Origin of the sequence: Streptomyces sp. VRA16 Mangrove soil (genome assembly GCF_017377775.1) — a bacterium.
GTDB lineage: Bacteria > Actinomycetota > Actinomycetes > Streptomycetales > Streptomycetaceae > Streptomyces.
In genome coordinates this window covers 257,525-270,391 of sequence record NZ_JAFVLN010000003.1, presented here as the reverse complement: position 1 = coordinate 270,391, position 12,867 = coordinate 257,525, and the positions used below count along the sequence as shown (strand labels likewise).

The window sequence follows — 12,867 nt, the reverse complement described above, 5'->3', positions numbered from 1 at the left end:
GGACCGACGACACAAGCGGATGCGCCCCGCCCCGGACCGGCGACAAAAGCGGATGCGGTCCCGACGCGTCCCGCGTTACCGTCGACAGCATGAACGTCACCGGCCGAACCACCACCGCAGCCGCGCGAGCGACCAGCTCGCCGGTTGCCGCCGCCTGACGTCTTTCCCCCTGCTCTCGGCGACCGGACACGGACCGCCGATGACCTCCAGGCTTCTCCGGGCTGACGCCCGGCTCCCGGTGCTCGCGCGGACCGCGTTCCGGCGCCTCCCGTACGCCCTCTGGAGGAGCCCCACCATGAATCGCCTCAGCACCCGCACCGGCATCGGCGTCGAGGACGTCCGCCGCACCTTCGTCGAGTACTTCGAGGAGCGCGGCCACCGGACCGTCACCGGGTCCACGCTGCTGCCCCCGCCCGGCGACCCGGTCCTGTTCACGACGTCCGGGATGCATCCCCTCACCCCGTACCTGGAGGGGCGCCCGCATCCCCTCGGCCGGCGCCTGGTCAACGTACAGCGGTGTCTGCGCACCACCGACCTGGACGAGGTCGGCGACCTCACCCACCTCACCGTCTTCGAGATGCTCGGCACCTGGTCGCTAGGGGACTACGAGCTGCCGCAGAGCATCGAGTGGGGGTACCGGCTGCTCACGGAGGGGTTCGGGGTCGATCCGGGGCGGCTGCACACCACCGTCTTCGGCGGTGACGAACGCAGCGGCCCCGACACCGGGTCCCTGGAGACATGGCGGCGGCTCGGCGTTCCGGTCGAGCTCACGGTCGACGACAACTGGTGGTCCGGCGGGCCGACCGGGCCGTGCGGCCCCGACTCCGAGATGTTCCTGTGGACCGGCGACACCGAGCCGCGCTCGACCCCCACCGGGGACGACCGCTGGGTCGAGGTGTGGAACCACGTGTCGATGCGCTACCGCACCCGCCCCGACGGCACCCTCGAACCGCTGCCCCGGCGCAACGTCGACACCGGACTCGGCCTGGAACGCCTCACCACCCTCCTCCAGGGCCGCACCTCGGTCTTCGACTGCGACGTCTTCACGCCGTGGCGACGGCATCTGCCCCTGCTGTGGGGAGACCTGGACGAGACGTCGACCCGGCTCGTCACCGACCACCTGCGCTCGTCCCTCGTCGTCCTCGGCGACGGCGTACGGCCCTCCAGCACCGGGCGCGGCTACGTGCTGCGGCGCATCGTCCGCCGCGTCCTGACCACCCTGTGGCGCGACGACCCGACACGCGAACTCGTCGACCTGCCCGGTGAGTTGATCGAGCACACCCGTGACCACTTCCGGCAGGACACCGACCCCGGACTCGTGCGCGACGTGCTGCTCGACGAGGAGCGCCGCTTCCGCAGGCTCCTCGACGTCGGCCGCAAGGTGCTCGACCGGCCCCGCTTCCGCGGCCCGCTCACCGAGGACGACCTGCGCCATCTGCACGACACCCACGGGCTGCCCCGCGACCTCGTCCAGAACCTGCGCGGCGAGCCGGCCCCGTCGACGCCTCAGACGCCGACGCCTCAGATGCGGTAGGCGCCCGTCCGCGGCCTGCCGTGCCGACGCGCGTACGGCGTCAGCGCGATGAACCCGGCCCCGCGCACCTCGGTGTCCGGGCCCAGGGCGAACGGGCTGACGCCCAGCCTCCGGGCGAGCTCCGGCGCGGCGTACGGGGCGTACTCCGCCCAGTCCTCCGGGTCGTCCGGCGAGAGGCCCTCCCCGGCGCAGGCCGCCAGCTCCTCGGGCAGCCGCTCGCCCAGCGTGAACCGGTCGTCGCCGGACGCCCCGGTGGCGAGGCAGCGCCGCACGACGGTCCCGTGCTCGGCGACGAGCCAGGCCGAGCCGTCGCCCTGGTCCCCGAAGTAGTACGCCTGGGCCCGGCCGTAGCGCCGGCTCAGCCGCGTGACCAGGTCCAGCACGTCCGCGGCGCGCTCGTCGTCGCACGGGTCGCACCACGGGCCGACGACCAGCGTCCAGCCGTCCACCTCCGGCGTGACGTAGACCCGGCCGAACTCGCCGCCGTCGTGGCTGTCGTCCACGGCGACGCTGTGGCCGAGCGCGAACGTCGCCGGGCGGGCGTCGTACAGGCCGAGCAGATCAGCGATGCCCCGTCCGTCGCCGCCGGGCACGGCGATCCAGTACGTGAAGCAGGTGTCCAGCGGCCGTGCCCGGTCGTCGGGCAGCTTGATCCGGATCAGCCGCTCCACCGCCGCCCGGTCCGCGGCCGACAGCGCCTCCTCGCCGCCGGCCTCCGCGAGCAGTGAGAGCGCGGTGGCCCGCAGCCGGCCCGGCCCCTCCCGGCGGATCCTGCGCAGCGGTTCCTCGACGTCGCTGCCCAGGGTGCTCAGCGCCCACTCCGCGCGCCGCGCCACCTCCGCGTCGGGGTCGTCGAGCAGCGGGAGCAGCGCCGCGATCACGGCCGGACTGTCGATGTCGGGCCGCGGCTCGCGCCCGTACGCCGTCGAGCAGAGGTTCTGCACGCCGAAGGCCGCCGACCGCCTCACCTCCGGGGACGGATGGCCGAGCGCCCCGAGATGGCTGCCGAGGTCCCTGATGCCCGAGACCGTGCGGCTCAGACGCCGCCGCGCCTGTTCACCCTCCGCCGCGGCCAGGGCCGCCACCACGGCGTCGTACGCGGGCGGGCCGATCTTCGCCGTCAGGACGAACTCGATCTCGTGCTCCGGCACCGGCGACTCCTCGTCGACCAGCTCGGCCAGCAGCCGTGGCACCGCCACCGTGCCGAGCGCGGCCAGCAGCTCCCTCGCCGTGTCCCGCAGCTCCGGGTCGGCGAGATCCGCGATCACGTCCACCGCTGCCCCCATTTCTCCGGCCCGACTACTTCGGCTCGGTCGCGATCTGGATCAGATTGCCGACGGTGTCGTCGAAGACGGCGGTGGTGACCGGGCCCATCTCCAGCGGCTCCTGCGTGAAGTGCACCCCGAGGGCCGTCAGCCGCTCGTACTCCGCCCGCACGTCGTCCACGGCGAACTGCGCGAGCGGGATGCCGTCCTCGACGAGGGCGTCCCGGTACGGCTTCACGGCCGGGTGGCCCGAGGGCTCCAGCAGAAGCTCCGTGCCGCCGGGCTCCTCGCAGGAGACGACGGTCAGCCAGCGGGCGCCCCCGCCCAGATCCACGTCGTGCTTCTTACGGAAGCCGAGAATCTCCGTGTAGAAGTGCTCGGCCTTGCTCTGGTCGTCGACGAAGACACTGGTCAGATGGATCTTCATGGGGTGTTCTCCTCGGGTTCTGAGGGGTCGCGCACGGGCCACCTTTCGGTGATGCGGCGCAGCGGAGCCGTGTCCAGGTCGTGGAACTTGTAGCGGCCCTCGCGCCGGGTCCTGACGAGACCGGCGGCCTCCAGCACCGCGAGGTGCTGCGAGACCGCCTGCCGGGAGAGGCCGAGCTGGTGCTTCATGCTCAGCCGCGAACAGATCTCGAACAGCGTCTGTCCGGACTTCTCCGTCAGCTCGTCGAGGATCGTGCGCCGGGTGGGGTCGGCCAAGGCTTTGAACAGGTCGTCGGCCACGCCTCCACCATAGGCAAGCAAGCACTTGCCTATCAACCCGGGACGGGCGCCTTGTCCAGCCGGACCGGAGCCGCCGGAGCCCTGCGGCCGCGCCGTCGGCTCGCCAGCGCCACCGCCGTGCCGATCCCGCCGATGACCAGGCCGATCCCGGTGAAGATCAGCGGCAGCAGCCACAGCGAGACGAACCCGTTGATCTGCGCGTCGTGCGGGTCGTCCGCGCGGTACAGCACCTCGACCTCCTCGCCCACGTCGTACGCGGGCGGATTCGATCCGGTCGAGCTGTGGAACGTGGTGAGCCCGCCGCCCGCGGGAGTGAACTCGACGACCGGGTGCGCCGTCGGGCCGTTGCTGGACCGGGACGTGCGGTACCCGCCGCCGGTGTCGCCCGACGACCACTCCAGCGACACCACCCTGCCCCGCGCGCGCTCGGCACCGGCCACGAACGAAACCGACACCCCCGCCATGATCAGCCCGATGACCAGGAACAGCGAGCCGAACGCGATCGCCCCGAACGTGACCCACCAGCCGGAGCTCCGCCCCCGTACCCGCAACCGCATGCCGTCCCTCTCGCTCGTTCCCGCTCGTCCCGTACGCCCCTCGCGCGAGGGGCGACAAGGACGCTATCCCAGATGATTGATTGCATAAACGTGCAGCGGCACGTATAGTCATGCCATCCAAGAGGAGGGTTCCATGGCGGTACGCGCAGCAGTGGCTGGAGCGAGCGGATACGCGGGCGGCGAAGTCCTGCGCCTGCTGCTCGCCCACCCCGAGGTGGAGATCGGCGCCCTGACGGGCAACTCGAACGCGGGGCAGCGACTGGGTGCCCTGCAGCCCCACCTGCACCCGCTCGCCGGCCGTGTCCTCCAGGAGACCACCGCCGAGGTGCTCTCCGGCCACGATGTCGTGTTCCTGGCGCTGCCGCACGGGCAGTCCGCCGCCGTCGCCGAGCAGCTCGGCCCGGACGTCCTCGTCGTCGACATGGGCGCGGACTTCCGGCTCAAGGACGCCGCGGACTGGGAGAAGTTCTACGGCAGCCCGCACGCCGGCACCTGGCCGTACGGCCTTCCCGAGCTGCCGGGTGGCCGCGCGGCGCTGGAGGGGTCCAAGCGCATCGCGGTGCCCGGTTGTTACCCGACGGCGGTCTCGCTGGCGCTCTTCCCCGCGTACGGGGCGGGGCTCGTCGAGAGCGAGGCCGTGATCGTGGCCGCGTCCGGCACCTCCGGCGCGGGCAAGGCGGCCAAGCCCCACCTCCTCGGCAGCGAGGTCATGGGGAACATGTCGCCGTACGGCGTGGGCGGACTGCACCGGCACACGCCCGAGATGATCCAGAACCTCAGCGCGGCCGCAGGGGAGCGGGTGAGCGTCTCCTTCACGCCGACGCTCGCGCCCATGCCGCGCGGCATCCTCGCCACGTGCAGCGCCAAGGCCAAGGACGGCGTCACCGCCGAGACCGTGCGCGCCGCGTACGAGAAGGCGTACGCCGACGAGCCGTTCGTGCATCTGCTCCCCGAGGGGCAGTGGCCGCAGACGGCCGCGGTGTACGGGTCGAACGCGGTGCAGATCCAGGTCGCGTACGACCAGGAGGCCGGCCGCGTCATCGTGATCAGCGCCATCGACAACCTGACGAAGGGCACCGCAGGCGGTGCCGTTCAGTCCATGAACATCGCCCTCGGTCTGGATGAGACCACGGGCCTTTCGACGATCGGAGTCGCGCCGTGAGTGTGACGGCAGCCAAGGGATTCCAGGCCGCGGGCATCGCCGCCGGGATCAAGCAGAGCGGGAACCCGGACCTGGCCCTCGTGGTCAACCGAGGCCCCCGCCTGGCGGCCGCGGGCGTGTTCACCTCCAACCGCGTGAAGGCCGCCCCGGTCCTCTGGTCCGAGCAGGTCCTCAAGGGCGGTCTCGTCTCCGCCGTCGTCCTCAACTCCGGTGGCGCCAACGCCTGTACGGGGCCGAAGGGCTTCCAGGACACGCACGCCACGGCAGAGAAGGTCGCGGAGACGCTCGGGCTGAACGCGGGAGAGGTCGCGGTCGCGTCCACCGGCCTCATCGGTGTCACGCTCCCGATGGACAAGCTCCTGCCGGGCGTCGAGACCGCCGCCGCTCAGCTCTCCGAGCACGGCGGCGAGAAGGCCGCCATCGCCATCAAGACCACCGACACGGTGCACAAGACCGCCGTGTTCGAGGGCGAGGGCTGGACGGTCGGCGGCATGGCGAAGGGCGCGGGCATGCTCGCCCCGGGCCTGGCCACCATGCTCGTCGTCCTCACCACCGACGCCGACCTCGACAGTGAGGTCCTCGACAAGGCGCTGCGCGACGCGACCCGGGTCACCTTCGACCGGGTCGACTCCGACGGCTGCATGTCGACGAACGACACGGTGCTGCTGCTCGCTTCCGGCGCGGCCGAAGTCGCCCCGGAGTACGCCGAGTTCGCGCACGCCGTGAAGGTCGTCTGCGACGACCTCGGCCGCCAGCTCATCGGCGACGCCGAGGGCGCCAGCAAGGACATCAAGGTCGAGGTCGTCAACGCGGCGAGCGAGGCCGACGCCGTCGAGGTGGGCCGCTCCATCGCCCGGAACAACCTCCTCAAGTGCGCCATCCACGGCGAGGACCCCAACTGGGGCCGGGTGCTCTCCGCCATCGGCACCACGTCGGCAGCCTTCGAGCCGGACCGGCTGAACGTCGCGATCAACGGCGTATGGGTCTGCAAGAACGGCAGCGTCGGCGAGGACCGCGACAAGGTCGACATGCGCTACCGGGAGGTCGTCGTCACCGCGGACCTCGCCGCGGGCACCGAGACCGCCACGATCTGGACCAACGACCTCACCGCCGACTACGTCCACGAGAACAGCGCGTACTCCTCATGAGCGAGACCGACAAGACAGTGCAGCCCGGCGCGCGCAAGCACACCGCGCTGCCCAAGGCCCAGACGCTCATCGAGGCGCTGCCCTGGCTGACCCGCCACCACGGCAAGACCGTCGTCATCAAGTTCGGCGGAAACGCCATGATCGACGAGGAGTTGAAGGCGGCCTTCGCGCAGGACGTCGTCTTCCTGCACCACGCCGGGCTCAAGCCCGTCGTCGTGCACGGCGGCGGCCCGCAGGTCAGCGCGGCCCTCGACCGGCACGGCATCGTCAGCGAGTTCAAGGCCGGCCTGCGGGTCACCACCGAGGACGCCATGGACGTCGTACGGATGGTGCTCGCCGGACAGGTGCAGCGCGAGCTCGTCGGGCTGCTCAACCAGCACGGCCCGCTCGCCGTCGGCCTCACCGGCGAGGACGCGCACACCATCACCGCCACCAAGCACCAGCCCCGCATCGAGGGCGAGCTGGTCGACATCGGCCGCGTCGGCGAGATCACCGAGATCGACACCGGCGCCATCGAGGCCCTGCTCGCCGACGGCCGGATCCCGGTCGTCTCCTCGATCGCCCGTTCCCAGGACGATCACCATGTCTACAACGTCAATGCTGATACGGCGGCTGCGGCACTCGCTGCGGCTCTGGACGCCGAGACGCTGATGGTGCTGACCGACGTCGAGGGCCTCTACGAGGACTGGCCGCACTCCGACGAGGTCATCAGCCGGCTCACCGCCGCCGAACTCGAGAAGCTGCTCCCGGAGTTGGCGAGCGGCATGGTCCCGAAGATGGAGGGCTGCCTGTACGCCGTGCGCAACGGCGTGCACACCGCCCGCGTCATCGACGGCCGCGTCCAGCACTCGATCCTGCTGGAGATCTTCACGGACGAAGGCATCGGCACCATGGTCGTGCCCGATGCGGAGGGGGAGACGAACTGATGGGCGGCAACGGAAAGAACGCAGAGCTGACGTCCCGCTGGCAGGGCGCGCTCATGAACAACTACGGCACGCCCCGGCTGCCGCTGGTCAAGGGGGCCGGCGCCAAGCTGTGGGACGCCGACGGCAAGGAGTACACCGACTTCGTCGGCGGCATCGCGGTCAACGCGCTGGGCCACGCCCACCCGGCGATCGCCGAGGCGGTCGGCCAGCAGCTCGGTTCGCTCGGCCACGTCTCGAACCTGTTCATCGCCGAGCCGCCGGTCGCCCTCGCCGAGCGCCTCCTCCAGCTCTTCGGCCGGGACGGCGCGGTCTTCTTCTGCAACTCCGGCGCCGAGGCCAACGAGGCGGCGTTCAAGATCGGCCGGCTCACCGGCCGCACCCACATGGTGGCCACCACCGGCGGCTTCCACGGCCGGACCATGGGCGCCCTCGCCCTCACCGGACAGCCCGGCAAGCAGGACGGCTTCACTCCGCTCCCGGGTGACGTTACGCATGTCCCGTACGGCGACGTGGACGCGCTGCGCGCCGCCGTCACCGAGGAGACCGCCTTCGTCATCATCGAACCCGTCCAGGGGGAGAACGGTGTGGTGGTGCCGCCCGCCGGCTACCTCAAGGCGGCTCGCGAGATCACCCGCGCCACCGGCACCCTGCTCGTCCTCGACGAGGTGCAGACCGGCATCGGCCGCACCGGCCACTGGTTCGCGTACCAGGCGGAAGAAGGCGTCGACCCGGACGTCGTCACGCTCGCCAAGGGCATCGGCGGCGGCCTGCCGCTCGGTGTGACCGTGGCCTTCGGCGAGACGGCGAAGCTGCTCAAGCCGGGGCAGCACGGCACCACGTTCGGTGGCAACCCGGTGGTCTGCGCCGCGGGCCTCGCCGTCCTCGACACCATCGCGGCCGAGGGGCTCCTGGAGAACACCAAGCGCGTCGGCGAGCGGATCACGGCCGGAATCGAAGGTCTGCGGCACCCGCTCGTCAGCCATGTCAGGGGCGCGGGCCTGCTCCTGGGTATCGTGCTCACCGGGCCGCGCGCACCCCAGGTGCAGCAGACGGCCCAGGACGCGGGCTTCCTGGTGAACGCGCCCGCCCCCGACGTCGTCCGGCTGATGCCGCCGCTGAACCTGACCGACGCGGAGGCGGACGCGTTCCTCGCGGCGCTGCCCGCGATCCTGGACGCCGCAGCGGCGGACGGGGAAGGACGATCCTGAGGATGGGACGACGACGATGAGCAGCAAAGCGGAGAGAGACCTGCAGGCCGCGGCCAACGCGGCGAACATGGTGCAGGCCCACGGCCCCGCGGTGCCGCAGACACGCACGGCGCGCCACCGCCGGATCGTGGACATCCTCAACCGGCAGCCGGTGCGCTCGCAGAGCCAGCTGGCGAAGCTGCTGTCCGACGACGGGCTCAGCGTCACCCAGGCCACGCTCTCCCGTGACCTGGATGAGCTGGGCGCGGTCAAGATCCGCAACACCAACGGTGAGCTGATCTACGCGGTGCCCAGCGAGGGCGGTTTCCGCACCCCGCAGGCCCCGCTCGGCGAATCGGCGAAGGAGGAGCGGATGCGCCGCCTCGCCGGTGAACTGCTCATCTCCGCCGAGGCGTCGGCGAACCTGGTGGTGCTCCGCACGCCGCCGGGCGCCGCCCAGTTCCTCGCCTCCGCGATCGACCAGGCCGAACTGCACGTCATCCTCGGCACGATCGCCGGCGACGACACCCTACTGCTCATCAGCCGGGACCCGGCGGGCGGCCAGGCGCTGGCCGATCACCTGCTGCGGCTCGCGCAGAACGACCACTGAGCCCGGGCCGGGGCGCGCCCGCCGTCAGTCGGCGGCGCGCCTGGCCCGGTACGACATCCAGGCCGCGACCAGCGCACCCGACACGTTGTGCCACACGGAGAACACGGCGGCGGGCAGCGCGGCCAGCGGGCTGAAGTGAGCGGTGGCCAGGGAGGCGGCGAGCCCCGAGTTCTGCATCCCGACCTCGAACGCCATGGCGCGCGACGCCGGTGCCCCGAGCCGGGCCACCTTGCCCGCGCCGTAGCCCAGGGCGAGCCCCAGGCCGTTGTGCAGCACCACGGCGAGCAGCACCATCCCGGCCGCCGACTTGATCGCGTCGGCGCTCCCGGCGACGACCACGGCCACGATCACCGCGACGGTCAGCGCGGAGAGCCACGGCAGCACGCCCATGACCCGGTCCAGCCGACGCCCGAAGAGCAGCCGGACCACGAGGCCACCGATCACCGGCAGCAGCACCGTCTTGAGGATGTCGGTCATCATCGAGCCCGCGTCGACCGGCAGATACTCACCGGCGAGCAGCAGTGTCAGTGGCGGGGTGACCAGCGGCGCGAGGACGGTGGAGACGGTCGCGACGGAGACCGACAGGGCGACGTCGCCGCGCGCCAGATACGTCACGACGTTCGACGCGGTGCCGCTCGGCGCACAGCCGACCAGGATGACACCGGCCGCCAACTGGGGTGACAGGTCAAGGGCGTGGGCGATCAGCCAGCCGAGCCCCGGCATGATCACATAGTGTGCGACGAGCCCGAGACCGACGGCCCAGGGCCGCTGCGCGACCCCCTTGAAGTCTCCCAGGGTCATCGTCAGGCCCATGCAGAACATCACGATGCCCAGCAGGTAGGGCACGTCGGTCTTCCAGCCGGCGAACGCGCCCGGCGCCGCAAGGCCCAGCCCGCCCGCGGCGAGCACGAGGACGGGGAACACGGTGACCGCGAGCCGGGCCGCCCGGCCGGCGGATCCGCTCGTCTCGGGACGGGTGGGGGACGTCTGTTCGGTATCGCTTCGCACCGGGCGATGCAACGCCTGCGTGACAGGGGCATGCAACCCCGTCTCGATATGTGGTCGCTACACCTGAATCGGGGTGGCGGGTGCGCCGAAGGTGCCCGTCGTCCAGGTCGACCCGTCCGCCGCCACCGCGAACGACCCGATGCCCGGCTGTTCTTCCAGCCATTCCCTGGCCCCCGCGCCGCGCGCGTACGCGGCCGTCGCCAGGGTGTCCGCCCGGGTCAGCCCGGCGCACACCACGGTCAGCGAGGCCGGGGCGCCGACCGGGGGCTCGCCCGTGTGCGGGTCGACGATGTGGCAGCCGCGCTCCGCGGTCCCGGACGTCGCCACCGCGAGCGGGCCCGCCTGCGAGGAGACGACGGCCGCCACCTTGCCGGGCTCCAGCGGATGAGTGACGCCCACCCGCCAGGGTCCGCCGTGCAGCTGCACGTCGCCGCCGCCGTTCACGCACACCGAGCCGGCGCCCGCGTCCCACAGCAGCTCGGCGGCCCGCTCCACGGCCCAGCCCTTCACCAGGCCGCTCGGGTCGAGGCCCGCCGAGTGCCGCACCGAGAACCAGCCCTCGCTCTCCCGCTCGGCCCGCGCACACAGCGCGAGTACCTCGTCGACCTCCGGCCGCCACGCCTCGGGCACCCGCTCGCCGCGTGCCAGGGCGCTGACCGCGCTGTCCTCGCGGTACGTCGAGAACACCCGGTCCACGTGGCGGAGCAGTGCCTCGGCCTCGTCAAGTGCCCTCTCCAGCAGGGGAGTCGAGGCGTCGCGCACCGTGAAGGAGAACACCGTGCCCATCGTGTGCACCACCCGGTGCGGCCCGGCGCGCTCAGCCATGAGCCTGGTCGATGGCGCTCTGCAACGAGGAGATGTAGCCCTCGCTGGTGAAGGTGGCACCCGAGACGGTGTCGATCTGCGCGTGCTGTGCGGAGAGCGTCTCCTGGACGAGGACCGGGACCGCGGAGGCGTTGATCTGCCGGCTGCGCGGATCGCCGGACGGCGACTGCACCGCCCGCGCCGCCGTGATCTTCGAGCCGCTCAGGGTGATCTCGACCTGCACCGGTCCGTAGCGGGTCTGCACGGTGCTGCCGGTGAGCGTGCGGGTCCCGGACGTCGAGCCGCCGGACGAACTGCCGGACGAGCTGCCCGAAGAGCTGCCGGACCCCGACGAGGCCGAGGGGGAGGGCACCGAGGCCGAGGGCGCCGAGGTGGAGGGCGCAGCCCTCGCGAACGTCGAGTGCGGCTTCATCGCCAGCGCGAGCACCGTCACCGTGACGGTCGAGGCGCAGGTCAGAACGGTCCGGCGGAGCGGATGGGCTTTCATGGCGCTGCTCACGCTCCTCAGAACTCGAAGGACTCGTAGTGGATCCGGGACGCGGGCACCCCGGCCTCCCGCAGCGCGTCGTACGCGGCGACCGAGAGCGGATGCGGCCCGCACAGATACACGTCGTGCTGCGCGATGTCGGGCAGCGTCGCCCGCAGCCGGTCCGCGGTGATCGGCGTGCGGGCGCCGTCCGGCCCGTTCAGGGCGTACAGCAACCGGGCCCCGCGCCGGTCCGCTATCGCCTCCAGCTCATGACGGAGCGTCAACTCCTCGGTGGTGCGGGCCCGGTAGAGCAGCGTGAGGTCGCCGGGTGCCGCGGGCAGCGTCTCGAAGAGCGTGCGCAGCGGGGTGATCCCGGTGCCGCCCGCGAGCAGCAGCACCTTGCGGCGGCGCCGCCGGTCCGCGGTGAGCGCCCCGTACGGGCCCTCGGCCCACACCCGGGTGCCGCGCGTGATCGTCGGCACCGCGGCGCTGTGGTCACCGAGCGACTTCACGGTGATCCGCAGCAGATCGGGCTGCGGCACCGCGGACAGCGAGTACGGGTGCGAGGCGTTCCACAGGCCCTGCGTCAGGAACCGCCAGCGGAAGAACTGACCGGGCCGCGCGCCCAGCTCGTCCAGATGCCGGCCGCGCACCCACACCGAGTGCACCCCGGGCCCCTCCGGCACCACGGCCTCCACCCGCAGGCGGTGGCGCAGATTGGACCGTACGGGGACCAGGACCCGGAACCAGAGCACCAGCGCGGCCGCGCCGACGTAGAGCACGTACCAGGCGAACTGCGCGGCCTGGTTGCCGACGAAGTCCGCGCCGAGCGCCAGCTGGTGCCAGAAGGCAAGGAAGATCGCCGCGTACGTCAGCAGATGCAGGTAGTACCAGGTCTCGTACCGCATCCGGCGCCGCACGGCGCGCGCCGACACGAAGCCGACGAGGACCAGGATCGCCGCGCCCAGCGTGCCCTTCAGCATCTCCGGCAGGTCGAGGACGATCGAGAAGAACTCGCTGACGACATCGACGTGCGCCTGCGCCGCGTAGCCGAGCGTGATCAGCACGATGTGGGCGAGGAGCAGGCCGACCGTCCACCGTCCGGCCGAGGCGTGCCAGCGCACCGCGCGGTCGCTGCCCACGCCCCGCTCCAGCCACGGCACCCGGGCCATCAGCACGACCAGCAGCGCGCACATGTAGCCGCACAGCAGGCCGGTGATCCGCCCGGCACCGTTCAGCCAGCCGGCGGCGCCGACGACCGACGTGGTGTCCTGCCACCACAGGCCGAGCACCGCGAGACCCCCCGCCCAGGCCGCGGCCAGCAGAGGCACCGCGGGGGAGCGGCGGTGCTCCGCGGCCGGAGCGCGGTGCCGGGTGGGCGGTGGACTGTGGGTCGCGGTGACCATGGGGCCTCCTCACGGGTGGTTCAGATGTGCCACTGTGCGGGGCC

General features: G+C 72.1%; 14 protein-coding genes. 6 read left to right on the top strand and 8 right to left on the bottom strand.

Annotation, left to right across the window (positions count from 1 at the left end):
* The first annotated feature begins 295 nt into the window (after nucleotides 1–295).
* The gene (locus J3486_RS10640; RefSeq protein ID WP_207819959.1) at nucleotides 296–1,534 is read left to right on the top strand and encodes an alanine--tRNA ligase-related protein; all 1,239 of its coding nucleotides are present in this window, start codon (nucleotides 296–298) and stop codon (nucleotides 1,532–1,534) included.
* Here the strand turns inward: J3486_RS10640 and J3486_RS10635 are convergent.
* From J3486_RS10635 to J3486_RS10620, 4 genes are read right to left on the bottom strand one after another with little or no spacing between them, the layout of a single operon-like run.
* Nucleotides 1,522–2,808, bottom strand: coding sequence for a HEAT repeat domain-containing protein (locus J3486_RS10635; protein WP_207819958.1), 1,287 nt, complete (start codon nucleotides 2,806–2,808; stop codon nucleotides 1,522–1,524). The genes J3486_RS10640 and J3486_RS10635 overlap by 13 nt on opposite strands.
* Nucleotides 2,809–2,833: 25 nt before the next feature.
* Nucleotides 2,834–3,226, bottom strand: coding sequence for a VOC family protein (locus J3486_RS10630; RefSeq protein WP_207819957.1), 393 nt, complete (start codon nucleotides 3,224–3,226; stop codon nucleotides 2,834–2,836).
* On the bottom strand, nucleotides 3,223–3,525 hold the full coding sequence (locus tag J3486_RS10625) for a helix-turn-helix transcriptional regulator (protein ID WP_207819956.1): 303 nt from the start codon (nucleotides 3,523–3,525) through the stop codon (nucleotides 3,223–3,225). Before J3486_RS10625 ends, J3486_RS10630 begins: the two co-directional genes overlap by 4 nt.
* A gap of 32 nt (nucleotides 3,526–3,557) precedes the next feature.
* Nucleotides 3,558–4,082, bottom strand: coding sequence for a DUF3592 domain-containing protein (locus tag J3486_RS10620; protein ID WP_207819955.1), 525 nt, complete (start codon nucleotides 4,080–4,082; stop codon nucleotides 3,558–3,560).
* A 133-nt stretch (nucleotides 4,083–4,215) separates the two neighbouring features.
* Between J3486_RS10620 and argC the strand changes: the two genes are divergently transcribed.
* The 5 genes from argC to J3486_RS10595 all read left to right on the top strand — a co-directional run bounded on the left by argC (nucleotide 4,216) and on the right by J3486_RS10595 (nucleotide 9,115).
* Nucleotides 4,216–5,244 carry an N-acetyl-gamma-glutamyl-phosphate reductase gene (argC, locus tag J3486_RS10615; RefSeq protein WP_207819954.1) on the top strand — a complete coding sequence of 343 codons (1,029 nt, stop codon included), beginning with the start codon at nucleotides 4,216–4,218 and terminating at the stop codon, nucleotides 5,242–5,244.
* Entirely contained in the window at nucleotides 5,241–6,392 is a 1,152-nt protein-coding gene (argJ, locus tag J3486_RS10610) for a bifunctional glutamate N-acetyltransferase/amino-acid acetyltransferase ArgJ (protein ID WP_207819953.1), read from the top strand. The genes argC and argJ overlap by 4 nt, the downstream gene beginning before the upstream one ends.
* The gene (gene argB, locus J3486_RS10605; protein WP_207819952.1) at nucleotides 6,389–7,318 is read left to right on the top strand and encodes an acetylglutamate kinase; all 930 of its coding nucleotides are present in this window, start codon (nucleotides 6,389–6,391) and stop codon (nucleotides 7,316–7,318) included. The genes argJ and argB overlap by 4 nt, the downstream gene beginning before the upstream one ends.
* Nucleotides 7,318–8,526, top strand: coding sequence for an acetylornithine transaminase (locus J3486_RS10600; RefSeq protein WP_207819951.1), 1,209 nt, complete (start codon nucleotides 7,318–7,320; stop codon nucleotides 8,524–8,526). The genes argB and J3486_RS10600 overlap by 1 nt, the downstream gene beginning before the upstream one ends.
* A 67-nt stretch (nucleotides 8,527–8,593) precedes the next feature.
* The gene (locus J3486_RS10595; protein ID WP_207820276.1) at nucleotides 8,594–9,115 is read left to right on the top strand and encodes an arginine repressor; all 522 of its coding nucleotides are present in this window, start codon (nucleotides 8,594–8,596) and stop codon (nucleotides 9,113–9,115) included.
* Between the two features lie 24 nt (nucleotides 9,116–9,139).
* On the opposite strand, the gene J3486_RS10590 is transcribed toward J3486_RS10595, so the two are convergent.
* Genes J3486_RS10590 through J3486_RS10575 form a run of 4 tightly spaced genes read right to left on the bottom strand, consistent with a single transcriptional unit; the run spans nucleotide 9,140 to nucleotide 12,823 of the window.
* Complete coding sequence (locus tag J3486_RS10590) at nucleotides 9,140–10,123, bottom strand: bile acid:sodium symporter family protein (RefSeq protein WP_207819950.1); 984 nt, start codon at nucleotides 10,121–10,123, stop codon at nucleotides 9,140–9,142.
* 57 nt (nucleotides 10,124–10,180) lie between these two features.
* On the bottom strand, nucleotides 10,181–10,948 hold the full coding sequence (locus J3486_RS10585; RefSeq protein ID WP_207819949.1) for an FAD:protein FMN transferase: 768 nt from the start codon (nucleotides 10,946–10,948) through the stop codon (nucleotides 10,181–10,183).
* Nucleotides 10,941–11,435: an FMN-binding protein gene (locus J3486_RS10580; protein ID WP_207819948.1), complete on the bottom strand. Its 495-nt coding sequence runs from the start codon at nucleotides 11,433–11,435 to the stop codon at nucleotides 10,941–10,943. The genes J3486_RS10585 and J3486_RS10580 overlap by 8 nt, the downstream gene beginning before the upstream one ends.
* Nucleotides 11,436–11,452: 17 nt before the next feature.
* Entirely contained in the window at nucleotides 11,453–12,823 is a 1,371-nt protein-coding gene (locus J3486_RS10575; RefSeq protein ID WP_207819947.1) for a ferric reductase-like transmembrane domain-containing protein, read from the bottom strand.
* Nucleotides 12,824–12,867 lie beyond the last annotated feature (44 nt).